19 protein-coding genes are annotated in these 25,722 nt (G+C 38.9%); 1 reads left to right on the top strand and 18 read right to left on the bottom strand.

Features of this window, described 5'->3' with window-relative positions:
- Window positions 1–240: 240 nt before the first annotated feature.
- The 7 genes from GEZ84_RS00625 to GEZ84_RS00595 all read right to left on the bottom strand — a co-directional run bounded on the left by GEZ84_RS00625 (window position 241) and on the right by GEZ84_RS00595 (window position 14,189).
- Window positions 241–7,893, bottom strand: a complete 7,653-nt coding sequence (locus GEZ84_RS00625) for a Rib/alpha-like domain-containing protein (RefSeq protein ID WP_153222894.1) — start codon at window positions 7,891–7,893, stop codon at window positions 241–243.
- Window positions 7,894–8,345: 452 nt separating this feature from the next.
- Window positions 8,346–9,185 carry an amino acid ABC transporter substrate-binding protein gene (locus tag GEZ84_RS00620; protein ID WP_153222893.1) on the bottom strand — a complete coding sequence of 280 codons (840 nt, stop codon included), beginning with the start codon at window positions 9,183–9,185 and terminating at the stop codon, window positions 8,346–8,348.
- Between the two features lie 9 nt (window positions 9,186–9,194).
- Window positions 9,195–9,824 (bottom strand): amino acid ABC transporter ATP-binding protein, encoded by a 630-nt coding sequence (locus tag GEZ84_RS00615; protein ID WP_153222892.1) that lies wholly within the window; start codon window positions 9,822–9,824, stop codon window positions 9,195–9,197.
- A 9-nt stretch (window positions 9,825–9,833) separates the two neighbouring features.
- Window positions 9,834–10,475 (bottom strand): amino acid ABC transporter permease, encoded by a 642-nt coding sequence (locus tag GEZ84_RS00610; RefSeq protein ID WP_153222891.1) that lies wholly within the window; start codon window positions 10,473–10,475, stop codon window positions 9,834–9,836.
- A 398-nt stretch (window positions 10,476–10,873) separates the two neighbouring features.
- Window positions 10,874–11,230, bottom strand: a complete 357-nt coding sequence (locus GEZ84_RS00605) for a hypothetical protein (protein ID WP_228112999.1) — start codon at window positions 11,228–11,230, stop codon at window positions 10,874–10,876.
- A gap of 573 nt (window positions 11,231–11,803) precedes the next feature.
- Window positions 11,804–13,033 (bottom strand): tetratricopeptide repeat protein, encoded by a 1,230-nt coding sequence (locus GEZ84_RS00600; protein ID WP_319946397.1) that lies wholly within the window; start codon window positions 13,031–13,033, stop codon window positions 11,804–11,806.
- Window positions 13,023–14,189 carry an AI-2E family transporter gene (locus tag GEZ84_RS00595; RefSeq protein WP_153222890.1) on the bottom strand — a complete coding sequence of 389 codons (1,167 nt, stop codon included), beginning with the start codon at window positions 14,187–14,189 and terminating at the stop codon, window positions 13,023–13,025. The genes GEZ84_RS00600 and GEZ84_RS00595 overlap by 11 nt, the downstream gene beginning before the upstream one ends.
- Before the next feature lie 153 nt (window positions 14,190–14,342).
- Between GEZ84_RS00595 and GEZ84_RS00590 the strand changes: the two genes are divergently transcribed.
- Complete coding sequence (locus GEZ84_RS00590; RefSeq protein WP_153222889.1) at window positions 14,343–15,356, top strand: lactonase family protein; 1,014 nt, start codon at window positions 14,343–14,345, stop codon at window positions 15,354–15,356.
- A 44-nt stretch (window positions 15,357–15,400) separates the two neighbouring features.
- Here the strand turns inward: GEZ84_RS00590 and GEZ84_RS00585 are convergent, their stop codons facing one another.
- From GEZ84_RS00585 to guaA, 11 genes are all read right to left on the bottom strand, one after another.
- Window positions 15,401–15,820 carry a F0F1 ATP synthase subunit epsilon gene (locus GEZ84_RS00585; protein ID WP_000068045.1) on the bottom strand — a complete coding sequence of 140 codons (420 nt, stop codon included), beginning with the start codon at window positions 15,818–15,820 and terminating at the stop codon, window positions 15,401–15,403.
- Between the two features lie 10 nt (window positions 15,821–15,830).
- Window positions 15,831–17,237 (bottom strand): F0F1 ATP synthase subunit beta, encoded by a 1,407-nt coding sequence (atpD, locus tag GEZ84_RS00580; RefSeq protein WP_000094358.1) that lies wholly within the window; start codon window positions 17,235–17,237, stop codon window positions 15,831–15,833.
- 199 nt (window positions 17,238–17,436) lie between these two features.
- Window positions 17,437–18,315, bottom strand: a complete 879-nt coding sequence (locus GEZ84_RS00570) for a F0F1 ATP synthase subunit gamma (protein WP_000301217.1) — start codon at window positions 18,313–18,315, stop codon at window positions 17,437–17,439.
- Window positions 18,316–18,330: 15 nt separating this feature from the next.
- Window positions 18,331–19,836 (bottom strand): F0F1 ATP synthase subunit alpha, encoded by a 1,506-nt coding sequence (gene atpA / locus GEZ84_RS00565; RefSeq protein ID WP_023942963.1) that lies wholly within the window; start codon window positions 19,834–19,836, stop codon window positions 18,331–18,333.
- A 14-nt stretch (window positions 19,837–19,850) separates the two neighbouring features.
- Window positions 19,851–20,387: a F0F1 ATP synthase subunit delta gene (locus GEZ84_RS00560; RefSeq protein ID WP_060806323.1), complete on the bottom strand. Its 537-nt coding sequence runs from the start codon at window positions 20,385–20,387 to the stop codon at window positions 19,851–19,853.
- Window positions 20,387–20,881 carry a F0F1 ATP synthase subunit B gene (atpF, locus tag GEZ84_RS00555; protein WP_153222888.1) on the bottom strand — a complete coding sequence of 165 codons (495 nt, stop codon included), beginning with the start codon at window positions 20,879–20,881 and terminating at the stop codon, window positions 20,387–20,389. Before atpF ends, GEZ84_RS00560 begins: the two co-directional genes overlap by 1 nt.
- Window positions 20,882–20,894: 13 nt before the next feature.
- Window positions 20,895–21,608, bottom strand: coding sequence for a F0F1 ATP synthase subunit A (atpB, locus tag GEZ84_RS00550; RefSeq protein ID WP_000392860.1), 714 nt, complete (start codon window positions 21,606–21,608; stop codon window positions 20,895–20,897).
- A 32-nt stretch (window positions 21,609–21,640) separates the two neighbouring features.
- Window positions 21,641–21,841, bottom strand: a complete 201-nt coding sequence (locus GEZ84_RS00545) for a F0F1 ATP synthase subunit C (protein WP_001054557.1) — start codon at window positions 21,839–21,841, stop codon at window positions 21,641–21,643.
- Window positions 21,842–22,187: 346 nt separating this feature from the next.
- The gene (locus GEZ84_RS00540) at window positions 22,188–22,499 is read right to left on the bottom strand and encodes a CHY zinc finger protein (RefSeq protein ID WP_153222887.1); all 312 of its coding nucleotides are present in this window, start codon (window positions 22,497–22,499) and stop codon (window positions 22,188–22,190) included.
- 14 nt (window positions 22,500–22,513) lie between these two features.
- On the bottom strand, window positions 22,514–23,800 hold the full coding sequence (locus GEZ84_RS00535; protein WP_102210931.1) for a peptidase U32 family protein: 1,287 nt from the start codon (window positions 23,798–23,800) through the stop codon (window positions 22,514–22,516).
- A gap of 232 nt (window positions 23,801–24,032) precedes the next feature.
- A complete protein-coding gene (guaA, locus tag GEZ84_RS00530) occupies window positions 24,033–25,595 on the bottom strand; it encodes a glutamine-hydrolyzing GMP synthase (protein WP_153222886.1) in 1,563 nt (520 codons plus the stop codon).
- Window positions 25,596–25,722: the final 127 nt, after the last annotated feature.

The following is a 25,722-nucleotide window of genomic DNA, read 5'->3' as shown; positions in this document are numbered from 1 at the left end:
GAGGATTTTTTCATGGCCAAAAGAAATAGACTGAAGTTTTCACCTCAGTCTATTTTTCTGTCGGACTTTAGAAAGGAAGTTTCTTTCTTATACTCAATGAAAATCAAAGTGCAAACTAGGAAGCTAGCCTCAGGTTGCTCAAAGCACTGCTTTGAGGTTGTAGATAAGACTGACGAAGTCAGTTACACATATCTACGGCAAGGTGAAGCTGACGTGGTTTGAAGAGATTTTCGAAGAGTATTAGTCTTCTTTTTTCTTACGAGCTACAAGTCCGAATGCACCCAACATTCCAAGAAGTCCAAGACTAGCTAGACCAGCCTTATCCTCTGTACCAGTATTTGGTAATTCCTTCTTGTCATTAGAGCTTGGTTGCTCTTGATTGATTAGTTTTTTCACTTTCTTATAGTGATGTAGTGTATTTCCTTTAGCATCCGTTGTTGAATGACTAAACTCATATCCTTCCAACTCTATTGGATTGTGTTTTCCTTCTTTATCTGAAGTAATACGGTTTCCATTTTCATCTAGATATTCCGTTACAATCTGCACAGTTGAACCACCATTTTGAGCAATTGCTCCGTCACCATTTTGTGATTTAGGTGTTACTGTTACAGGAACGTCCACTGTGATAATACGACCGTCAGGTAATTTGACTTTTACCTTAACAAATGGTTTTGTTCCTGGTGTTTCTGTTGTTGGAATTTCTCCGACTTCAACAATTTCCCACCCTGGTTCTTTTGGTAAATCGATATGACCTTTCACATCATCTGGTGTAACTGGTGTTCCTTGTGGCACTACAATTTGTCTTACAGTTGGTGTTACGATTACCGGTACATCTACTGTAATCTTACGGCCATCTGGTAATTGAATTTCCACTGAAACAACTGGTTTTGTTCCTGGTGTTTCTGTTGTTGGAATTTCTCCTACTTTTGTTACCTTCCATCCATTTGGTAAGTCGATATGTTTCTTAACATCTTCTGGCGTAACTGGTGTTCCAACTTTAACTACCACAGGCGTAACTTTTGGTGTTACGATAACTGGTACATTTACAGTTACTCGAATTCCATTTGGTAACTCGATAACAACTGGAATACTTGGCCTTTCTCCTGGAATATCCGTTGTAGGTTTATCTCCAATAGAAATAACTTTTGCTCCTTTTGGAATGTGTTTTTCAACATCCTCATTAGTAATTGGATCTCCCTCTTTTTTAACAATGTCTTCAATAGGTGTTACAGTTACTGGTACATCTACTGTATAAGATTTACCGTTTGGTAATGTAATCGTTACTTTAACTGGATCTTTCTTACCTGGCGTTGTTAAGTCTGGAATGTTTGCAACATTCGTTACTTTACCACCTTCTGGAATCTTAATTCCTTTTGTGTAATCCTCTGGGGTTAACGGTGTTGTGGTTACTGGTGTTTCAATCGGTGTTGGTTTTGTTTCAACTACTTTAATAGTCGCTGGAACTTCAACTAACACTTTTCCATCTTTATCTTTTACAACTACTATAACTGGTTTATCCCCTGGAGTTGTTCCATCATATGGAGTTGTTTGTCCTTCTGGAACTTTGTATTCGAATGTTGAACCTTCTGGATAGTCACTTGGTGTGATACTATCTTCAGCTTTAGGTTTATCCTTATCTTCAGCATTTACTGGAGTTAATTGTTCTTTACCTTGAACGACTTTAATCTTCGCAGGTACTTCTACAAGTGTATCTCCATCTGAATCTTTCACGACTACAGTAACATCTTTATCACCTGGTGTTGAACCATCGTAGGCTTCTGTTTTTCCTTCTGGAGTCTTGTACTCAAATGTTGATCCTTCTGGATAATCATCTGGTGTAATGCTATCTTGTGGTTTTGGTTTCTTATCATTTTCAGCATTTACAGGCACATATTGTGTCTTAGGTTCTACTACTACAATTGTCGCTGGAATTTCTGTAATTGGTTGTCCATTCAGCTTAGCTACTACCGTTACAGGTTTCTCACCTGGTGTTGTTGTATCTACTGGAGTGTTATCTTTATATTCAAATGTTGTGCCAGTTGGGAAATCATTTGGATTAATGTTTTCTTTTGGATCTGGCTGTTTCTTAGCTGGATCTACTGGTACATATTTAGGATAGCTTTCCACTACACGTACTGTAGATGGTACTTCAACTAATACTTTGTCCCCTTGTTTCACAACAACAGTAACTTTCTTATCACCTGGTGTAGATGTATCTACTTCTTCTTTATACTCAAATGTCGCATCATCTGGGTAATCATTCGGATCAATACTATCTTCAGGAGATGGCTGTTTCTTACCTTCATCTACTGGAACGATTTGTGGATTTCCTTGTACAACCTTCACTTTTGTTGGTACTTCTACAAGTTTATCTTCTCCATTTTTCGCAACTACAACCACATCTTTTTCGCCTGGTGTTGTTGTGTCTACTGGTGTCTTGTACTCAAATGTTGTGCCATCTGGGTATTGTTCTGGATCAATACTCTTAGAAGCATCTGGTTGTGGTTTGCTTGGGTCTGCTACTACGTATTGTGTCTTAGGATCTACAACTACTACTTTTGCAGGAACTTCTGCAATTGGTTGACCATTTAGCTTAGCTACAACTGTCACATCTTTTTCACCTGCAGTTGTTGTATCTACTGGTGTCTTGTATTCAAATGTTGTTCCTTCTGGATATTCTCCTGGAGTGACACTGTCTTTTGCCTCTGGTTGTTTCTTAGCTGGATCTGCAACTACAAATTGAGGTGTGCTACCCACTACACGTACTGTAGATGGTACTTCAACTAATACTTTGTCCCCTTGTTTCACAACAACAGTAACTTTCTTATCACCTGGTGTAGATGTATCTACTTCTTCTTTATACTCAAATGTCGCATCATCTGGGTAATCATTCGGATCAATACTATCTTCAGGAGATGGCTGTTTCTTACCTTCATCTACTGGAACGATTTGTGGATTTCCTTGTACAACCTTCACTTTTGTTGGTACTTCTACAAGTTTATCTTCTCCATTTTTCGCAACTACAACCACATCTTTTTCGCCTGGTGTTGTTGTGTCTACTGGTGTCTTGTACTCAAATGTTGTGCCATCTGGGTATTGTTCTGGATCAATACTCTTAGAAGCATCTGGTTGTGGTTTGCTTGGGTCTGCTACTACGTATTGTGTCTTAGGATCTACAACTACTACTTTTGCAGGAACTTCTGCAATTGGTTGACCATTTAGCTTAGCTACAACTGTCACATCTTTTTCACCTGCAGTTGTTGTATCTACTGGTGTCTTGTATTCAAATGTTGTACCGTCTGGATATTCTCCTGGTGTAACACTATCTTTCGCTTCTGGTTGTTTCTTAGCTGGATCTGCAACTACAAATTGAGGTGTGCTACCTACTACACGTACTGTAGATGGTACTTCAACTAATACCTTATCCCCTTGTTTCACAACAACAGTAACTTTCTTATCCCCTGGTGTAGATGTATCTACTTCTTCTTTATACTCAAATGTCGCATCATCTGGGTAATCTGTTTTATCAATGCTCTTTTCTGGATCTGGTTGTTTGTTGCTTTCATCCACTGGTACGATTTGTGGAACACCTTCAACTACTGTTACTGGTACTTTAACTGTTGTAGTTAATGGTGTATCTTGTCCAGGAACTGTGTACTTAACAGTTACCTCTACTTCAGTATCTTCTGTTAAGTCTGGCACTGTTACTGTAGCTGTTTCATCAACAGTAACGGTTGCACCTTGTGGTAATTTACCTGTAAATGTTGAATCTTCAATTGCTTTTTTCGCTTGAGCAAGGACTTTTTCTTTAGCTTTATCCTTATCACTATTTTTAGCAACTAGAATTTCATCAGCTTCTGGTTTTGGTAATACTGTTACTGGAACACTGACTGTTTCTGTTAACTTACCATTGTCGTATGTTACTGGTACGTCTACTTTAACATCTGTTGCTCCTGCTTTACCAGCTGTTTCTGGTAATGTTGTTGGTTCACCTTTTGTTCCATCTGTTCCTGGTGTTACTGCACCTTTAGCTGCATCAGCTGTTACTTCATCACCTTCGAAGACTACCAATGATTTTGGTGTTGAACTTACGACTGTTACTGGTACATTAATTGTATCTTCTGCTACTACTGTACCTGTACTATCTTTGTATTGAACTTTTACTGGTACAGCGTCCTTATCCCCATTAGAAGTTGTTGCTGGAACAGTATAATCTTGATTTGGAACTAATTCTGCTGTTACTCCTGATGGTAGCGTTAATTTACCTAGTGCAGCTTGTGCTTTTTCTTTTACAGCTGTTGTTAAGTTCTCACCAGTTGTATCTTTTAATGTCGTTACTTTTTCTGGTGTTGCTTTTGGTAATACTTCAACTGGTACTTTTACTGTTTCATCTCCTGTTGAATATGTTACTGTCGTTGGTACGGTTACATCAGGTGTTCCTGCTTTTACTGTTGTAGCAGGTAAATCTGTTTCTTTCGGAGTATTAACTGTACCTCCAGTACCTGGTGTTACGGCAGCCTTAACTTTCTCAACATCTGGTTTTGTTCCTTCTAATGTATATACCGTTTTTGGTTCTGAACCTAATACGTTAATCGTTACTGGAATTGTCGTATCGTATGTTTTTCCATCTACTGTATAAGTTGCTGGAACATTTACAACACCTTTATTTGTACCTTTTTCATTTGTTAGAGTTTCTGCTACGGCTTCTGTTATATCCCCAACTGTTACTGTCGCTCCTGTTGGTAATTTTCCTGTGAAATCTGTCGCCGCTACTAATGCCGTTGCTTTTGCTTTAGCAACTTCTTTAACTTTATCTACACTCTCACCTTTTGGTACTTCAACTTCACCAGTTGGTTTTGGTAATACTGTTACTGGTACTTCTACTGTTTCATTAATAGTTGTACCATTTGAATCATGAGTAACCGTTGTTGGAATTTTTAATCCTGCTTCTCCAGCTTTTCCAGTTGTACTAAAAACATCTGATTCATTAGGATTATTCACAACTCCAGCTTTAGTATCGATTGTAGCAGGAGTGACTGAAGATTTTACTTGATCATTTGTAATCTTATCACCTTCAAATACTACTAACTTATCTGTAGTTGATTTTACAACATTTACTTCGATATCTACTGTTGTATCATAAGTTCTTCCATCAGCAGTATAAGTAACAGGAACTTTTACAACACCACGTCCATCAGCGGCTATTTTTGTAATTTCAACTTTATCTTTAGAATTAAGGGTAACATTCGTAATTTGACCCATTGCAGCCGTTGCATTCATATCTCTAAGCAATTGTTGGAAATTAGCTGAATTAACTTCTTCTTGTGCTTTTGCATAAGCAACTTCTTTTAACTGATCATTGTTAGTATTAATTGGAACAGTCACAACACCTGTTGCTTGTAAGCTATTAATATAGATTACTTTTCCATATTCAAAATCTGGATTATCAGAATTTGCCAATCCTCCTCGATGGAACTGATTTTCATAGGCTGGTTTCAAACCATTAGTTGTATATGAATATAATTTATTTCCTTCCGCGTCAGTATCTCCAAATCCACTTGTTGCTGTAACTTTGAAGTCAGCTGGTCCAATAAAGTTATTCGCAGTAGTAAATACAATACTTGATGAACGAGTAGTTTTTTCTGCTGCAGCCATACGTTTATCCGCTGGCACGTTATATGTTAATGTACCACCTTTAGAATTATCATTAGAATCATTTGGGGTCCATCTAATGGAATTAGCATAAACACCTCCAAGGAATGCACTACCTCCATTAGCGTTTATTACACGATCTTCTAAAACTACACCTTTTGGTACTTTTATCGTTACTTGAACATTTGAAGCTGCGTAGTAATCAATATTCATTCCAGCCGTATCTTTCAGAGTAAAGTTAAAACTACCTTTTTGATTCTTATCATAAATTGTGTCTGGTGTATAGCCATACTCATTTTTATTTCGTCCTGAAGAAACATCTGTTACAATTTCAGCTGCTGGAGCTGTAGCAATACCGATACCTCCTACAAGGTATCCATCTTTAATTTCAGCTCCTTTTCTATTGAAAGGATTAGTAGTCAATCCTGTTCCTTGATCTCCCGCTTCAATTAAAACTTTAATTTTTGTAGTAGTCGCAGGAATATCATATAGACGAGCCATATAGGTCCATCCGTTTCCTCCCCCAGGACCTTGTTCCGTAGATAGAGGACCACTTTTACCATCTACTGGTTTAATCTCTGCACCAGTAAACGCATCTACAATTTTCAGTTTAACTTTTTCACCCGTACTAGGTGTTGATGCATGACCATATGCTCCACTATGAATCAAATTAACATTAAGTCTAGAATTTCCATTCACATCAAATTCTTTAGATATTGTCGTCCCTTTGCTTCCTAACTCAAGATAATAATCACGATTTTTCACTTCACCAAAAGCATTGGTTCTCATTGCGTTAATAGTAGGAGTTATCGTTGGAATGATACCACTACCAGCATTATACGATAATTGAGCACCCTCTCTTTGATATTGTATTAATTCTTCATCGTTTGTATATATTTTTGATTTAGGTACTACCCTAGTACTTGGTGCCCCATCTTTATCTGTAATATCTGTTACTTCAAGTGGTTTAACGGCATTTACTTTCTCACCTTTTTCAATTTTCCAACCATTTAACAAACCAGCTTCTGCTTCTGCTTTTGTAATTGTTCTTTCTTGCCAGTTGTAAGTAGCATTACCGATACCAGGTGTACGAGCATTGATTTCTCCTGGACCCGCTTGTTGTTTAACAATTGTCTTAGATTTCTTATCAGCATCCGTAAAGGTTACTTTATCCCCAAAACCTTCTTTCAGACTCTCAAAGACACCATTAGTTGGGTTATTTCCGTACGCTACGTGGTTTTCACTAACAGGTGCTCCCAAATCTGCTTTACCTGCTAAGTATAACGCTAATAAATCACGTTCCGATTTTACCGCTTCTGCTTGTTGGCTCATAATTTGAGCTGAACTTACATCCGCTGCATTTGCAGTTGTAATAACATTTTCTGCTTTTTGTTTAATACCTTTTAAAACATCAATTTTAAATTGATCTTTTTTATTCGCTGGCTTAGCTTCTTCTTTCGCTATTTGAGCTTGAATTTTATCAATATTTGCTTGCAACTCTGGAATAGCAGCATCACGAATACCTTTATATTTTTCTGCTTCTGATGCAGCATTTGCAGCTGTAGTATCCACCGTAGTATCTACTGTTCTAAACCCACTTTCTCCATTGCTTGGGATAGCTTGTCCATTTCTAGGATTTTGGTTTTTGTTTACTTTTGTTGCTTCTGATTTGATACTGTTTAAAATGAAAAGGCTACTTGAAAGTTGTTTAGCCAATGCATTAACTTTTGCCTGTGTTTTTGTGTCATCATTTAAAAGATCTTTTGCTTTATTAACCAAATTTTTAGCATCATCAATGACTGATTTTGTTTTCTTGTCTTCAGTTAATTGACTCAATCTACCTTCAACTTTAGCAACTAAATCTTCTAACGATGCGGTATTAATAGCTACTTTTTCTGTCACTCCATTTGGAGTTTCAACTGCACTGGCTTGTTTGTCAGTAGTAGACTCTTTTACAGAAGTATTATTTTGTCCATCGGGCTCTTTAGCAGTAGCAGATCCTTGTCCAGCAACTTCCTTAGAGGGTTCCGAGGACTTCTCATTTACATTTTGAGGATTTTGAACTTCTGTAGGTTCTGAATTAGTTACTGGTTCAGCCGCTTGGACGCTTCCTCCACCAAGGAAAAACAATCCAGTAGCTACAGCCACACTAGCCGCACCGAAACTAACCTTACGAATACTGTAACGTGTGAATTTCTCCACTTGCGATTGGCGAACATGTCGCCCTTTGGGTTTAAACATTCCCTTACTCCTTTTTTCTGATAACTATCAGTTAATATATTTAGGAAGGCTAGATAAAAAGCCCCCCCTAAAATATATAGGTATATTTTAAAGGGTTACAACTTATTATACTCTTTTTATGTCTATAAATCAAACATTTTGAGGTATACTCGCCAAAGTAATTTCACAAACTCCTATTTATGGTAAGCCCTTACAAAAATAAAAGTTATATTACTTTAGAGATTTTCTATATTATTCGACTGTTCATATAATTTGATTACAAAAAGGAATTTTCTGATATTTTTTATTAGGTCTTCATTGAGTTTTAGCTATAGATAAGGGATTACAGAATTACGCTAGATACACAAGATCTGCCCAAAATAGTTAAAAAATTTAGAAGTTACTCCTACTTTATAAAATAAGGTCTATAAAAAAACAAAGCCCAGTTTTAAAGACAAAACTAGGCTTCTTATCTATTTTCCTTCTTTCACTTCTTTAGTTGCTACATCTTCTCCAAACCATTTTTGGCTGATTTTCTGGAACTTCCCTTCTTGATGTAGTTCAACAAAGGCTTGATTTAAAGCTTGCAGTAATTTTTTATCAGCTGGTCTAACTCCGACAGCAAAAGATTCACTTTCAAATCCAGCTGAAAAGACATTATAGTCATTTAATATCCCCTCAGACTGGAGGTAATAATTAGCATACACTCGGTCAATCAACAAGGCATCAATACGGTCATTTTTCAAGTCAATCAAGGCTTCATTGAAACTCTGATACTGATTAGCCTTCTGGTCTTTGACACGATTTTTCAGTAAATCTGGCTGGGCTTCAAAGTCTAAGTAACCAGAGGAACCTGCTTGGGCTCCCAAAATCTTATCCTTCATATCCTCTACTGAACGAATCTGCTGACTTTTCTTAGCAACCAGAACTTGCTGATTTTCCATATATGGAATGCTAAAGGCAACCTTTTCTCGGCGTTCATCAGTAGCAGAATAGCCATTCCAGATGGCATCAATGGTTCCATTTTGCAGTTCCGTCTCCTTCATATCCCAGTCGATTGGTTGAAATTGAACCTTAAAACCTAATTTTTCAGAGACAGCTTGTGCTAAGTCAATATCAAAGCCTGTATATTGGCCATTCTTTTCTTCAAAACCCATGGGTACAAAGGTATTGTCAAAACCAATAGTAATGGCACCCTGCTCTTGATACTTATCCCAGTTATCCTGCTTTGGATCACTAACCTTCTGAGTACAGGCCGTTAAAAAGAGAGTCAGGAGAGAAACCAATACTAAAGCAATTTTCTTATTAGTCATCGGCACCTCCTACTTGGGCTCAACCTTGAGAATCTGATCTGCGATATTTTCAGCGAATTGTAAATCGTGGGTAACGACAATCTGGGTCATCCCAAGTTCCCTATTTTGCAAGATCAGTTTTTCCACTTCCAAGCGCAATTCTGGATCTAGGGCAGAAGTTGGTTCATCGTAGCCAATGATTTCTGGGTCAATCATCATAGCACGCGCCAAAGCCACCCGCTGCTTTTGCCCACCAGATAGCGAGAAGGGATAGGCTTCTGCATGTCCTGCCAATCCTAACTGTTCCAAGAGTCCACACGCCTTCTTCTCAGCCTCTTCCTGATTCATTCCCATTGTTTTCACAGGTGATAAGGTCAAATTATCTAGAACTGATAAATGAGGAAACAGTTGAAAATCTTGGAATACAAATCCCAGTAGATTCCGCTTCTCCAGTTCATCCAATTCTAAAGGTTCTCCATTATAAAAGATTTGCCCTGAATCAATGGTTTCAAGACCTGCAAGCATACGTAAGAGGGTTGTCTTACCTCCACCAGAAGGCCCAACGATTGCCAGAATTTGCTTTTCAGGAATTTTTAGACTGAAATTAGATAAAATTTGCTTTTCACCAAAGCCCTTATTGATATTTCGTAATTCTAACATGGCAGCCTCCTATCTATAGTAACTGTACTTCTTCTCAACTTTTTTGGCAAGAATGGTCACAATACCAATCAAAATCAAGTAAATGGCTCCTGCCAAGAACATAGGGACCAAACTAGCGTCACGGTTGGCAGCTGTTCGACTCGCCAAGATAAGATCTGAAATTCCTAGAGCGTAGACCAAAGAAGTATCCTTAACCAAACTCATAACTTCATTAAAGACACTAGGAAGAACAATCTTGGTCACTTGGGGCAAGATAATATAGCGAACTGTGTCAAAAGAGCTAAACTTCAAAACCTTAGCGGCCTCATATTGACCTTTAGGAATGGTATCAATCCCCCCACGGAAGATTTCGGCAAAGTAAGCTGCATAATTAAGAACAAAGGCAATAATAGCTGCAGGAAGACGGTCCAAACGGATCCCAATGCTTGGTAGTACATAATAGATAAAGATCAATTGCAAGAGCAAGGGTGTCCCCCGCATAATCCAGATATAAATGTTAATCAGATGATGGAGGGGCTTCCAATGGACTTGCAAGGCAAAGGCAATCAAAACGCCCAAGGGAATAGAAAAAATCAAGACCAGTGCAAAAACCTGTAAAGTCATGCTTGCACCGCTCAATAAACTCGGTAATATCTCAAATAAATAAGACATACTGACACCTCCTTAAAATAATTGTTCCTATTATAGCATAAGAGATTGGTGTTTACAAATGCTTTCTGTTGCTTATTGATAATTGAGTTTTTACTTATTTTTTCTTTAAAATCATTTTCAGCAATTACTGTTATTTTTTAGAATCGTATTCATCTTTGTATTTATTTTTATAATCATCTTTGCCCCTATAGTTGAGAATCTTGCAATTTGATTCTAATAGTTTCCAAAAGGATCAATGAGTCATTTCACTGTATTTACTTTTGACAAAACGACTACTCCTTCAAGAAAATGATTTTACGGATTTGAAATCTGACTATCCTATTTATGTTTCCTGGATTTTAAACCCACATTTTTAGTCAAACAAAAAAAACACAAGCCGTAGCCTGCGAAAACATTATCTATTCTAAATAGTCTTTTTCTGTAATTACTTTTAATCTAGTAGAATAATTCTGGAATGTTGAGAATTTAAAGCGTTTAGGATCTTCAAGTTTGTTTCTATCATTTATTTCTAAAACGCGGTTATAATCTATAATAGCTTTCACTAACTTATTGATTATAGCTTTATCGTTATCCATTACTTTATAATAATCTTCGATTTTCCGAAGGCGAAAAGTTGTATTTAGTAAATAACTTTTTTCTTCTAAAATCAAGGTTTTACCAATATCTAACCCTTCAACATATCCTGCTTTTGCCGAATTTCTAAGCTTATACTTCAACTGATACTTTTTAGGAATATAACTTCTAAATGGAATCAAGAAAGTCAATCCCTGTATTTTGACAACAGTTACCGCAAATCACCTTCCTTTATTCATTACTTCCTTTGTCTTAAAATCATAATCCATCGCTTGAATAAGGTCATAATTCTTGCACATTTTTAAATCAATTTGACCTAATTTTAACTTCTTACTTTTCATTCCTATTCCTTATATAAAAAGCTCACTAAAAAGTGAGCAATATTTCCAATGAGATACTTCTGTTGACGAGCGCGTCTCTCCGCCCCCTCATTGCCTAACGATAAGGCTTGACGAATCGAAAGGAGGTGAGTTTTCCTGTTTTCAATTCTTCTTATTCTTACACATTTTTTTAATTTTGTCAAACAAAAAACACAAGCCGTAGCCCACTGTGTGTAATCGATTTTGAAATTTTAAGATAAGAGTTTTGGAATAAAAACAAAACTCTATACTTCTAATGAAACAATCTTAACCTGATTTATATAAAAATTCTCGTCACATTGCAATAAAACCTCAGCCATATTTATTTTTTAAAAAAACAGTAAAAAACCGCAGTTGTCTTCAAATAACTTGCAGTTTTCTGTAATGTATGAATTCTTACAATCTCTCAAATAGTTCTTGCATCTGCACATCATCTGGAACCAGTTTTAAGTAAGCTTGAGCATTGACTTTTGCTTCCTCAAAGTAGCCCAATTCACGCAAGAGATAGATATAATGTTCCAGAAATTCGGGATTGTCCTTCAAATCTCCTGCCAACTCTTGGTAAAGGTCGTAAGCAGTATCCAAATCGTCCATTTCTTGATAAGAACGAGCAATCATCCACTTGGTCAAAAGATTTTCTGGCTCCTCACTTTGTAAATCTAGAATGTCTTCATAACGCTCCTGCTCTAGATAGATAGTGGCTAGACGGAGTAAGATTTCTTCTGTATCCTCAGCGTCTTCTTTTGCAGTAAGGAGATAGTTCTCTGCTCCACTAGCATCATGCAATTCATAAGAAAATTGTGAAGCAGCTAGCAGGAGACGAGTTTCAAAGGGATTTTTCTCCAAGCCTTGCTTAGCGATACTCAGGGCTTCTTGAACTTGATGCTCCTTATGTAAGGCCTGACTATAGCCATACTCATAGCCTTCAAAGTCAGGAGAAATGGTATCAAGCTGCTTAAAGTAGAGGACGGCCTTTTGGTATTCTTCTCGGTCAAAGTAAAGACTGGCTAACTCAAAAGCTGTTAGGTCATCGTATTCTAACTCCAAGGCTTTTTCCAAAAACTCTGTAGCCGTTTCAAATTTCCCTAACTGGGCATAGGCAAATCCAATCCGTTGATAGGTAGAAATACCCGTTTGCTCATAAATAGTACGATTATCTAACTGGGCATAGCCCTGAATAGCCTCTTGGTAATTTTCCAACTCGCTATCCAACTCTGCCAAACCCAATATCAAGAGAGGATCCTCTGAATAGGTCAAAGCCTCCAGCAATTTCTCACGCGCCACATCTGTCAAACCTTCCATCTGGTAAAGGTCTGCCTTAAGTGCCAAAGCCGAAACATACCAGTTACTGTCAGCTTGGATTTCCTCAAGGTAAGCGAAGGCTTCTTCGATTTGACCATCCTCGCTAGCAATAGCTGCTAGATTAAGATGAACATCTGGAAAATCTTCTACGATTTTCAGGTAAATCTCCTTGGCCTGAGGATAAAAACCAATCCCTTCTAGATAAGTGGCTAATTCATAAAGAAGGTCACTTGGATCATTTTCTAAAGCTTCGGCGAAATAGTGCTCTGCCTTGGCTAAATCTTGCTCCTCCAAAGCCTGTAACATCTGTTGACTATTGTTCACTCTTGACTTCCTCGCCCTCTAATTCATATAGACCACTGACTACCTTATACCATTCGAAAATGGCTGAAATGACAACCTTAGCAGAGGCATAAACCGGAATACCAAGTAAAACTCCCCAGATTCCAAACATGGATCCTGAAGTTAACAAAACAAAGAGAACATTAATGGGATGGATGTTTAATTGACTTCCCAAAATCAATGGAGAGACAAAACGGCCTTCAATAGTTTGTTCTACGATAAAGACAATCACTACTTTTAAAAGCATAACTGGCCCAGCAATCAAGCCCAATACTAGGGCAGGAAGCATGGCTAGGAAGCTACCCAGATAAGGAACCAAATTTAAAATACCAGCAGTAACACCCAGCGTAACCGCATAACGTAGACCGATAATCTTGAAGAAGATGATAAACATTACTGCTACAATAATAGCTACTGTTACTTGCCCTCGAACATAGTTGGACAACTGCTGATTCACATCTGATAAAACTTGCCCCACAGGCTCCTTCAATTTTGTTGGCATGAATTGAGTCAAATAGTGACGCAATCCTTTCCCATCACGCAAGAGATAAAAGAGCATGAAAGGGACAATAATCAAGGCAACGATCACTTGAGATGCCCCACTAATAAAGGCACTCACCCAGTTGACTGCCTGAGATGAAACCTTGCTCGCCCAAACTGTAGCCTGACTAGAGAAGTTTGTCAAGACTTGTTCTAACTGAGGTCTGAAATCATCTGGCAAACGCTTGGTGACCAAATCATCAATAACCCTATCAGCATCTTCCAGGTAGACTGGAACATTTCTTGCAAATGTTAAGACCTGACGCTGCAGATTTGGAATAGCTACTGCCAAGCCCCAAATGATAAAGATGGCGATGATGACAAAGACAATACTGATAGCTATAACACGATTAATCTTATGCATCTCCATCCAATCAACAATAGGATTTAACAAATAATATAGCAGTCCAGACAAAATGACAGGCAACATCACAACTGCCAAAAAGTCCAAAACAGGTGAAAATAGAAAACTAATCTTACTTAAAATAAAAAGATTGAGTCCCAATAATAAGGTTACCAAAAATACCGTAATGGCCTTGTTATCCAAAAACCACTTAAAAAACCAAGATAGGCTAAAATGTTTCTCTTTTTGCTCCATAAATACTTCCTTTCTATCGTTCTCTCATTATATCATTTTTAGGAAAAAATAACTCTTTTTTAAAGTGCTTACATACCATTGAATTGTACTGCATATCATATTGTGAATCTATTTTGTGATATAATAGTCTTATCTTTATAAAGAGGTAAAGTTATGAAAGAAACTGTTTATTTTGGAACTTACACACGTCGTACTTCCCAAGGGATTTACAAGGCAGACTTTGATACAGAAACTGGTCAGCTTTCAAATCTAGAACTTTTTGCTACTGAGCCAAGTCCAACCTACCTTGCCTTTGACCAACACCAACATTTATACACTGTTGGTAGTCAAGACTATAAGGGAGGGATTGCAGCCTATCAAACTAACGGGACTTTATTAAATCATGTCGTTGAAGAGGGAGCTCCCCATTGTTATGTTTCCGTTGATGAAAAGCGTAATTTGGTTTATGCAGCCAACTACCACAAGGGACAAGTCCTTGTTTATAAACGTCAGGAAGATGGCAGTCTTCTACTTAGTGATGTGGTTCAACATAGTGGCCAAGGTCCACACGAAAACCAAGCTTCCCCCCATGTTCACTTTACAGACTTAACACCTGACCACTATCTAGTGACTTGTGATTTGGGAACTGACCAGGTCATTACCTATGACCTTGATCAAGAAGGGAAATTATCTAAACTCTATACCTATCACAGCCAGCCAGGAGCAGGCTCACGCCATATCATTTTCCATAACCACTATAAAATCGCTTATCTGATTTGTGAACTCAATAGCACTATCGAGGTTCTAATCTACGATGGTGTTGGCGAATTTGAACGCATGCAAGTCATTTCAACTCTACCAGACGGTTATGAAGGCTTTAATGGAACTGCTGCTATTCGTCTCTCTAAAGACGGTAAATACCTCTATGCTTCTAACCGTGGTCATGATTCTATCGCAGTATATACAATCCTTGCGGACGGTAGCTTAGAGTTGTTAGAAATCGTTCCGACGCATGGTCAGACTCCACGTGATTTTGATTTGACACCAGACCAAGAATTCCTCATTGCTGTCCATCAAGACTCTGACAATGCAACCGTCTTTAAACGCAATCCTGAAACTGGTCGTCTAGCAGAACTTTCCAACGACTTCCATGTACCAGAAGCGGTCTGCATCAGTTTTGCTCCTTAAGAAAACATAAAAAATGAACTTGGTAACTCAAGTTCATTTTTTTCTTATAGTCTTTTTCCGACATTGATACGATTAATAGCACGTTGCAAAGCAATCTTAGCACGACGCTCTTGGTCAATCAAGTGTTTTTCGTGGGCTTCTTCGATTTCGCGCTCCGCACGAAGCTTGGCACGTTCTGCACGGCTAACATCGATATCACGAGCACGTTCTGCAGAATCCGCAACGATTGTGATGGTATTATTGGCAATTTCAATAACGCCTCCGTTTACTGCAATCCAGTTCACGTGATCTTCATCATCAATACGTTTTACCTTTACTTCATCAACTGCTAAAACCGCAATCATATTTTCATGTCGTGGCAAGATCCCCATCTCACCATCCAGAGTTCGAACTGATACATAGCTGGCATGGTGATCATAGACGAGACCATCTGGTGTCACGATCTGGACAGTTAACTGAGCCATAGATTACCTCTTAAAATCCCATTTTTTCAGCTTTTGCAATCACATCTTCGATAGAACCTACACCACGGAAGGCATCTTCTGGTAACTGGTCATGTTTACCATCAAGGATTTCCTTAAAGCCACGTACAGTTTCAGCAACTGGGACATAAGATCCTGGCTGACCAGTGAATTGTTCCGCAACGTTGAAGTTTTGTGACAAGAAGAACTGGATACGACGGGCACGAGCAACCAAGGTCTTTTCTTCATCAGAAAGTTCATCCATACCAAGGATAGCAATAATATCTTGCAATTCATGGTAACGTTGAAGAACGCGTTTTACTTCAGCAGCAACTGCATAGTGCTCTTCTCCAACGATTTCAGGTGCCAAGGCACGTGAGCTTGAAGCAAGTGGGTCAACGGCTGGGTAGATACCCAATTGTACCAACTTACGTTCCAAGTTGGTTGTTGAATCCAAGTGAGCGAAGGCTGTTGCTGGCGCTGGGTCAGTATAGTCATCCGCTGGCACATAGATAGCCTGGATAGAGGTTACAGAACCTTTCTTGGTTGATGTGATACGCTCTTGCAATTGACCCATTTCCGTAGCAAGTGTTGGTTGATAACCAACGGCTGATGGCATACGACCCAAAAGGGCAGATACTTCTGAACCAGCCTGAGTGAAACGGAAGATATTATCGATAAAGAGAAGCACGTCTTGGCCTTCTACATCACGGAAGTATTCAGCGATTGTCAAACCAGTAAGGGCAACACGCATACGTGCTCCTGGTGGCTCATTCATCTGACCAAATACCATGGCTGTTTTCTCGATAACGCCTGATTCTTTCATTTCCCAGTAAAGGTCATTCCCCTCACGAGTACGTTCTCCAACACCGGTAAATACTGAAATACCACCGTGTTCTTGGGCAATGTTGTGAATCAATTCTTGGATCAAGACGGTTTTTCCAACTCCGGCACCACCGAAAAGTCCAACCTTGCCACCTTTTAAGTAAGGGGCAAGAAGGTCGATAACCTTAATCCCTGTTTCAAGGATTTCAGAAGAGGTAGACAACTCATCAAAAGTTGGAGCTTTTTTATGAATTGGCTGACGCTCTGCATCTTCTGTAAAAGGAGCTTCCAAGTCAATGGTATCTCCCAAAACGTTGAAGACACGTCCCAAAGTTTCTTTACCCACTGGTACAGAGATTGGACGACCTGTGTCCAATACTTCCATTCCACGAGTCAACCCATCTGTTGATTCCATGGCGATAGTACGGACCATACCATCTCCCAACTCCAAGGCTACTTCAAGGACGATTTTTGTTTTTCTTTCGTCATTTTTGTAGACGACAAGTGCATTGTTAATCTCAGGAAGTTTTTCCCCTGCTGCAAACAAGACGTCTACAACGGGGCCGATAACCTGAGCAATTTTACCTGAACTCATCTCCTTCTCCTATTCTATATAAGATACTGTCGGTCCCTAGCTCAACTAGGTCCTAATACTCTTCGAAAATTTCTTCAAACCACGTCAGCTCTATCTGCAACCTCAAAACAGTGTTTTGAGCGACCTGCGACTAGCTTCCTAGTTTGCTCTTTGATTTTCATTGAGTATAAGTTCATTTTCATACGAGCTGGACTAGAACCTATTCTAAGGCACTAGCTCCTGCTACGATTTCTGTAATTTCTTGTGTAATCGCCGCCTGTCTGGCACGGTTATACTGAATTGTCAAATCATTAATGACTTTCTTAGCATTATCTGTCGCTGTTTGCATGGCTGTCATACCAGCAGCATTTTCAGCTGTCTTGGCATCGATAATGGCACCGTAAATCATACTTTCTGCAAACTGTGGCAACAACTGCTCCAAAATTTCTTCTCGACTGGTTTCCAATTCAAAAGTCAAGCTGTACTCTTCATCCGCTTCATTGGGATCCAAGTCAACAATAGGAAGCATTTGTTCCACACGCATTTGACTGGTTAGCGTATTGACATGGTGGTTGTAGCAGACATAGAGCTCATCAAAAAGTTCATTTTGGTACATTTCAACTGTTTTTGAAATAATCTTTCGAACTTCATCAAAGCTAGGTTGATCCGCCAAGCCACGTAATTCATAAAGTGGTTGAATACCGCGAGCCTTAAAGAAATCAGCTCCCATTCCACCAATACAGATCATTTCAAAACCTTTACCATCTGGATGGTATTCTTCCTTCAACTCCATAACGGCTTTCAGAATAGAGGAATTATAACCTCCAACTAAACCACGGTCTGAAGTGATGACGATATAGCCTGTCTTCTTAACTGGACGGCTAATCAACATGGGATTGGTTGAACCACCAGCTCCATTACCATGAAGGATATCTGTCAAGAGCTTGCGAACTTTTTGAGCGTATACTTGAAAGTTGCGAGCAGCTTCTTCAGAGCGACCAAGCTTAGCAGCTGATACCATTTGCATGGCATTAGTGATTTGACTCGTATTTTTTGTTGAGGCGATTTTTGTTTTAATATCATTTAGAGATACTGCCATCTGACACCTCTATTCTTATTGGAAGCTGGATTGATTGAGAAACTCTGTAATCGCAGCATCCAAGACTGCTTCTTCTGGCAAGTCTTTTGTATCACGAATGGTTTCCAAAATCTCTGGATGTTGAGCGTCAAAGAAGGCATGGAACTCTTCCTCGAAACGAACAATATCATCTACTGGAACAGTGTCTAAGAAACCATGTGTCAAAGCATAGAGAATGGTTACTTGTTTCTCAACAGGTAATGGTTTGTGAACAGGTTGTTTCAAAACTTCAACTGTACGACGTCCACGGTTCAACTTAGCCTGTGTTGCCGCATCCAAGTCAGAACCAAACTTAGTGAAGGCTTCCAACTCACGGTATGAAGCAAGGTCGATACGAAGTGTACCAGCAACCTTCTTCATGGCTTTGATTTGTGCAGAACCACCTACACGAGATACAGATGAACCCGCATCGATGGCTGGACGAATACCTGCATTGAAAAGACCATCACCAAGGAAGATTTGTCCATCAGTGATTGAAATCACGTTGGTTGCGATATAGGCTGAGATATCTCCTGCTTGTGTCTCGATAAATGGTAGGGCTGTAATAGATCCACCACCAAGTTCATCAGAAACTTTAGCTGAGCGCTCAAGCAAACGGCTGTGAAGGTAGAAAACATCCCCTGGAAAGGCTTCACGACCTGGCGGACGACGAAGCAAGAGAGACAGTTCACGATAAGCTACCGCTTGTTTTGAAAGATCATCATAAACGATCAAAACATGCTTACCTTGGTACATAAATTCTTCCGCCATAGCAACCCCAGCATAAGGAGCTAGGAAGAGCAATGGAGATGGTTGTGAAGCAGAGGCTGTCACAACGATTGTGTAATCCAAGGCACCGTACTGACGTAGTGTTTCTACTTGCGTACGAACTGTTGATTCTTTTTGTCCAATCGCAACATAGATACAGATCATATCTTGACCTTTTTGGTTCAAGATTGTATCAATCGCAATGGTTGTTTTTCCTGTCTGACGGTCACCGATAATCAACTCACGTTGACCACGACCAATCGGAACAAGGGCGTCAATAGCTTTCAAACCAGTTTGCAATGGTTCTGATACAGACTTACGTTGCATAACACCAGGAGCTGGCGCTTCTACTGGACGAGTTTTATCAGTGTGGATTTCTCCAAGACCGTCAACTGGACGACCAAGCGGATCCACAACACGACCAATCAGACTTTCACCTACTGGGACTTCCATGATTTTCCCTGTACGGCGGATTGTATCGCCTTCACGGATATCTGTAAAGTCACCTAGGATGATAATACCGACGTCTGTTGACTCCAAGTTTTGAGCCATACCATAAGAGCCGTTTTCAAAAATCAACAACTCACCACTCATGGCATTTTCAAGGCCGTGAGCACGCGCGATACCGTCCCCGATATAGGTTACAACACCTGTTTCAGTCACATCAAAATTAGGTTTGAAATTTTCAATTTGTTGCTTAATTAAAGCGCTGATTTCTTGTGCGTTAATTGCCAAAAGAACACCACTTTCTATTTCAAATTTTCTTTAACAACTTTAAGTTGTTGTTTAATACTCACATCAATTGTCTTGTGATTGGCAAAAATGACAAAACCACCAATGAGACTTTCATCGATTTGTTCTTTTACACTCCTTACTTTCAGAGACATTTTTTTCTCAATCAAAGGGAGCAAGCGACTCTTCTGTTCATCAGTTAGAGGATGAGCAGACGTAATCGTCACTTCAAATCGATTTGTTTCTTTTTCAAGTCGGTTCAAGCAATCTACAAGAATATCATAAAAGAGGTTTGCTCTGTGATTGTAGATAAGAACCTGGATCAAGTTTTGCAATAAAGGTGACACAGAGTCTTGGAAGAAAGCAATCGTTTTTTCCTTATCAGACTCGTCTACTGCCACTTTTTTTAAAAAAGAAGGTAAACCCGTTTCTTCAGCAACTTGCTTGATTTGAGTCAAGTCTGAAAAGATACGGTCTTCTTCTCCTTTTTCAAGTACCAATTGGACAAAAGGCATGCTGTATTTTTCAATTACCTTTACTGTTTTCTTGTCCATTAAGCTTCTCCTAGCTGATCGATATACTGATCAATGAGTTCTTTATGGGCATGACCATCAAGGTTTTGTGAGATGATTTTACCAGCCAAGCTGATTGTCAAATCTGCCACCTCACCCTTAACGCTTTGTAAAGCTTCAGCTTTGTTTTGAGCAATTTCTTGGTTTGCTTTTTCTTTTAAGCGTCCTGCTTCTATTTTAGCATCTGCTAAAATACTAGCCTTACTTTTCTCAGCTGTTTCTTTCGCATTCTCAATGATTGTCTTAGCTTCTTTACGGCTACCAGCCAATTCATCTTCGCGTTTTTGAGCCAATACTTCTGCTTTTTGACGTGCTTCTTCGGCTCTGTCAATATCTGAAGCAATTTTTTCAGCTCTTTCTTCGAAAATGCTTGTAATATTAGACCATGCAAATTTTTTAATCAAGACTAGCAAAAGGATAAAAGAGCCAGCGATTAAAATAAAATTACCAATTAATTCACCTACTGTTACGTGCATCAGTTACTCCTTTCTACTCTTCATCATTAATTTTATTTCCTAGGTACATAGAGGATAATAGTGTAAAGACATAGGCCTGTACACAAGAAATGAACACGGAAAATGCAGTCCAAACTAAGTTTGTCCCAAATGCGATTGGATACCAAAAAATAGCCTGATGTGAAAGTAATAGAAGCAAGCTTGTCATTACTTCACCTGCAAAGATATTCCCAAAAATCCGCAAAGCAAGAGAAAGGAAATTCGTGACTTCTTCAAGTAGATTCATCGGTGTCATAAATGCAGGAGTTACAAAACCTTTTAGGTATTGTTTAATCCCACGACGACGAATCCCCTCAATATGCGCCATCACAATAATACAGAAAGACAAGACAAGGTCAAATGAAAGATTTGCAGTTGGCGATGTCCAAAGGTTTGTTCCATCTGTTGTTTGAAGTTTCGCCATCAAACCAAGGTTATTGGCGATAACCATAAAAAGAAATAAACATAAATAAAAGAGTGAGTAATCTTTTATGTAGTGGGAACCAAGGTTAGGTTCTGTAAATCCAATTACAAAATCATAGAGATACTCTAGTACATTTTGTTTACCTTTGGGTTTCAAGGTCATATTACGACTTGCCCAATAGATAAATGCAAAAATCAGAAACACAGACAGCAAAGTCAAGGCTGTCAAAGTTAAATCAAAGGTAACAGGACCAATATTGATGGTTGGATTGATACTTTCTTCCATCTAACATTCTCCCTTCTCCAATTTATATTTCGTTATTTAATAATAAATGAGAAGACAAGAGTTACGAAGAAAGTTCCTTCAATAAAGGCAACCCCTAAAAACATCAAGCTACGAAACTCAGCGATAATATCTGGTTGGCGAGCTACTGATTTCAACAAACCATTCATCAATAACCCTTCACCAAGAGATACACCCATACAGGCAAGACATAGACCAAAAAATGTTAAATTCATGACGAATTCTCCTTTTAATTAAAATTTACTTACTTAGTTTAGTCCTAAAAATTGGATTTGTCAACTTTTTACTAACATTGAAAGCGTTTAATGAAAATTATTTACAATTTTACTATTTTTGAGTCTATTATATAGAAAACTTTGGAAATAATATGTAATAAATCCGTCCATTATCTAGACCTTTCTGAAAAATACTGAAAAGATGCTGAGCAAAAAGGCTTGAAAATCAAAAAACTGTATAGTATAAAGTATTGAAAAACTTGATACTATACAGTTTATTATAAGAATATTTACTTCATTTTCTCTTGGAATTGAGTTTTAGACTACTTCAAAACTAGATGATTTGCTATTTAAAATAGCGTTCCTTATGATTTTGGCAACCTGGATTAAAGCGAGAAAAACAAAAGGGGCAACTTAAGCTTTCTTTATATTGCTTATACGTTAGTAGTTTTAGACAAACACCACATAAAATATGCTTATCCTGTATCAAAGATAAGGGATAGGGCTCAAAAGGGTGATTTTCTAATGAATCATGACACCGATAACAAGCATAGTACTTTTTACAGTCAAAGCATTGTAAAGCAATAATATCCAATTTGCTATGATAATGAATACATCTTGTTTGCTTATCTACTAAGAAACCCTGTGCCTCTGTCATTTCCTTTTCCTTTCTTAAGCTCGAACTGTGACACTGGTTCCATCTTCTTTGTAGAGATTGATGAGGCCTTCTTTGAGAGCTCGAACCATGTCTCCTGCTTGAACAGGTTGAGGAACCTTGATTGTCAAGAGTTCCATTGGATTTGGAGCCCGATCGATTTTATTGCCTTTTGCATCATGCAAATCTTCGATATAAGTTTCAAAATGACGGAAACCTGGGCCATAAAACTCAACTTGGTCGCCTTCGTTAATGACATTCCGTTGACGAATAGTTGCTGTTTGTGTCGCATCATCATAAGAAACGACTTCAGCAACAAACTTATACTCAGGAATTTTACGACGAGCACCGAATAACTGCTCATTTTCAGATGGTGTACCATAGTAGAAACCTGTTGCTAATTCACGTTGGGCAACCTTCCACATCTCATCCACCAAGTCTTGTTTGATCGCTTCAAACTTTTCAGGACTTTCAAGATATGCATCCACAGCCGCCTTGTAGCAGTTGGTTACTGTTGATACGTAGTGAATAGACTTCATACGACCTTCGATTTTGAGACTGTCTACACCATTTTCAATCATATCTGGAATATGGTCAATCATAGACATATCAACGGCCGACATTGAAAATTCTTCAGGAATCTCACCTTTCAAGCTCTTGCGTTCTTTCCCAAATGGCATATCGTAAAGGTCGTACTTCCAACGGCAAGACTGAGAACATCCACCACGGTTGGCATCACGCATACTCATGTGGTTAGAAAGGGTACAACGACCAGAGTAAGAAATACACATGGCTCCATGGACAAAGGCTTCAATCTCAACATCTGTGCGTTTGCGAATTTCTGCCAATTCTTCCATTGAAACCTCACGCGCCAAAACAACACGAGTTAAGCCCAGTTCTTTCCAAAACTCAAGAGTTTCATAGTTAGTGGCACTTGCTTGGGTAGAGAGGTGGATTTCAAGACCAGGCGCTTCTGTCGCTGCAATCATAATCAAGGCTGGGTCAGATACGATAACTGCTGCAATGCCGATATCACGTAGTTTACGGAACCACTCACCAGCACCCTCTTCATTTCCTTCGTGCATCACCATGTTGGCAGCTACATAGACCTTAGCTCCATACTTAGCCGCAAACTGCACGCCTTCTTCCATCTGTTCAAAGGTGAAATTACCTGCACGGCTACGAAGACCATAGGCCTGACCACCGATAAATACAGCATCTGCCCCATACTGAACAGCTACTTTTAGCTTCTCTAAAGTCCCTGCAGGTGATAAAACCTCAGGACGTTTTAATGTTTTTGTCATGTTTTCTCCTATTTGCAATATAAAAGTTTGACGTTTTTCCTTCTCATTTTATAGCAAATAAGTGATAAAATCAAGCCTAGACAGATTGTTTTGACAATTCTAATATTTTAAGGCTTGCAAACTAACTGTTAATTTGTCGAAAATTAACCTAGTCTTAGCAAGTAATCAAAAATCCAGATATAGTAAACAAAGATACTGGCTCGTTAAACTACATAAATTAGTCCTTAGATGACTATTCCCACTCAACTGTTGCAGGTGGTTTACTTGTAATATCGTAGACGATACGGTTAACGTGATCCACTTCATTTACGATACGTACTGAGATTTTTTGAAGCACTTCCCAAGGAATTTTGGCAAAGTCAGCAGTCATACCATCGATAGAAGTGATAGCACGGATTGCAATCGTGTAGTCATACGTACGACCGTCACCCATTACACCAACTGAACGAACTCCTGTGTTAACAGTGAAGTATTGCCAGATATCGCGGTCAAGACCAGCTTTGGCAATTTCCTCACGAAGAATAGCGTCTGACTCACGAACTGTTTCTAGTTTTTCTTCAGTGATTTCTCCCATGACACGGATAGCAAGTCCTGGTCCTGGGAATGGTTGGCGCCATACGATATGGTCTGGCATGCCAAGCTCTGTACCAAGGGCACGAACTTCGTCTTTATAGAGAGTGTTGAGTGGTTCGATCAATTCAAACTGCATGTCTTCTGGAAGACCACCCACGTTGTGGTGTGACTTGATAGTTTGAGCTGTATCTGTACCAGACTCGATAACGTCTGTATATAAGGTACCTTGAGCAAGGAATTTCACATCTTTGAGCTTGCTTGCTTCGTCATCAAATACATAGACAAATTCATTACCGATGATTTTACGTTTTTGTTCAGGGTCAGAAATGCCAGCAAGTTTGTCAAGGAAACGTTTTGCAGCATCTGCTTTGACGATATTCAAACCAAACTTACCACCAAGCATGTCCATAACTTGGTCTGCTTCTCCTTTACGAAGAAGACCGTGGTCTACAAAGATACAGATCAATTGATCGCCAATAGCCTTTTGGAGAAGAACTCCAACTACAGATGAGTCAACTCCACCTGATAGGCCAAGAAGGACACGTTTATCTCCAACTATTTCACGGATTTTTTGGATCTGCATGTCAATGAAGTTATCCATTGACCAATCGCCTTTAGCTTTACAGATGTTAAGGGCAAAGTTACGAAGGATGTCATTACCGTATACAGAGTGACGAACTTCTGGGTGGAATTGGATACCGTAAATGTGTTTATCTGGGTTTTCGATGGCTGCGTATGGGCAGTCAGCTGATGTACCTGTACGAACAAAGTCAGCAGGAATCTCGGTAACTGCATCACCATGGCTCATCAAAACAGTCTGCTCATCAGGTGTTGATTCAAAAAGCGCTGATGGTGTGTGAGTTAGGGTTGATTGACCATATTCACGATTTCCAGCATCACCTGCGGGAACCACTTTTCCTCCAAGTTTATGGGTCAACAACTGCATACCGTAGCAAATTCCCAAAATAGGAATGCCAAGTTCGAAGATTTCTGGGTCAATATCGAATGATCCATCTTCGTATACAGAGTTTGGACCACCTGAAAGGATAATTCCTATAGGGTTGATTTCACGAACTTCCGCAGCTGAAATTTTATGGCTCTTTAGTTCTGAAAAAACACCAATCTCACGGATACGGCGTGAAATCAGCTGGTTGTATTGGCTACCATAGTCCAAAACGATGATTTTTTCTACATCTTGCAAATCAGTTGAAATGTTGCTCATCTTTTTCCTTTCTCAAAAGAAATATCTTTTTCCAATATTCTATCACAAATAAGGGCGAATTACCAACTAATACTCAATGAAAATCAAAGAGCAAATTAGGAAGCTAGCCGCAAGCTGTACTTGAGTA

This window comes from Streptococcus mitis (assembly GCF_009496155.1).
Taxonomy (GTDB): domain Bacteria; phylum Bacillota; class Bacilli; order Lactobacillales; family Streptococcaceae; genus Streptococcus; species Streptococcus mitis_BQ.
The sequence above is the reverse complement of the archived record's forward strand: the minus strand, read 5'-3'. Positions and strand labels throughout refer to the sequence as shown.

Coding starts and splice junctions, on each gene's coding strand:
- GEZ84_RS00625 (WP_153222894.1), bottom strand. CDS start 7,893: ATGTTTAAACCCAAAGGGCGACATGTTCGCCAATCGCAAGTGGAGAAA.
- GEZ84_RS00620 (WP_153222893.1), bottom strand. CDS start 9,185: ATGACTAATAAGAAAATTGCTTTAGTATTGGTTTCTCTCCTGACTCTC.
- GEZ84_RS00615 (WP_153222892.1), bottom strand. CDS start 9,824: ATGTTAGAATTACGAAATATCAATAAGGGCTTTGGTGAAAAGCAAATT.
- GEZ84_RS00610 (WP_153222891.1), bottom strand. CDS start 10,475: ATGTCTTATTTATTTGAGATATTACCGAGTTTATTGAGCGGTGCAAGC.
- GEZ84_RS00595 (WP_153222890.1), bottom strand. CDS start 14,189: ATGGAGCAAAAAGAGAAACATTTTAGCCTATCTTGGTTTTTTAAGTGG.
- GEZ84_RS00590 (WP_153222889.1), top strand. CDS start 14,343: ATGAAAGAAACTGTTTATTTTGGAACTTACACACGTCGTACTTCCCAA.
- GEZ84_RS00585 (WP_000068045.1), bottom strand. CDS start 15,820: ATGGCTCAGTTAACTGTCCAGATCGTGACACCAGATGGTCTCGTCTAT.
- atpD (WP_000094358.1), bottom strand. CDS start 17,237: ATGAGTTCAGGTAAAATTGCTCAGGTTATCGGCCCCGTTGTAGACGTC.
- GEZ84_RS00570 (WP_000301217.1), bottom strand. CDS start 18,315: ATGGCAGTATCTCTAAATGATATTAAAACAAAAATCGCCTCAACAAAA.
- GEZ84_RS00560 (WP_060806323.1), bottom strand. CDS start 20,387: ATGGACAAGAAAACAGTAAAGGTAATTGAAAAATACAGCATGCCTTTT.
- atpF (WP_153222888.1), bottom strand. CDS start 20,881: ATGCACGTAACAGTAGGTGAATTAATTGGTAATTTTATTTTAATCGCT.
- atpB (WP_000392860.1), bottom strand. CDS start 21,608: ATGGAAGAAAGTATCAATCCAACCATCAATATTGGTCCTGTTACCTTT.
- GEZ84_RS00545 (WP_001054557.1), bottom strand. CDS start 21,841: ATGAATTTAACATTTTTTGGTCTATGTCTTGCCTGTATGGGTGTATCT.
- GEZ84_RS00540 (WP_153222887.1), bottom strand. CDS start 22,499: ATGACAGAGGCACAGGGTTTCTTAGTAGATAAGCAAACAAGATGTATT.
- GEZ84_RS00535 (WP_102210931.1), bottom strand. CDS start 23,800: ATGACAAAAACATTAAAACGTCCTGAGGTTTTATCACCTGCAGGGACT.
- guaA (WP_153222886.1), bottom strand. CDS start 25,595: ATGAGCAACATTTCAACTGATTTGCAAGATGTAGAAAAAATCATCGTT.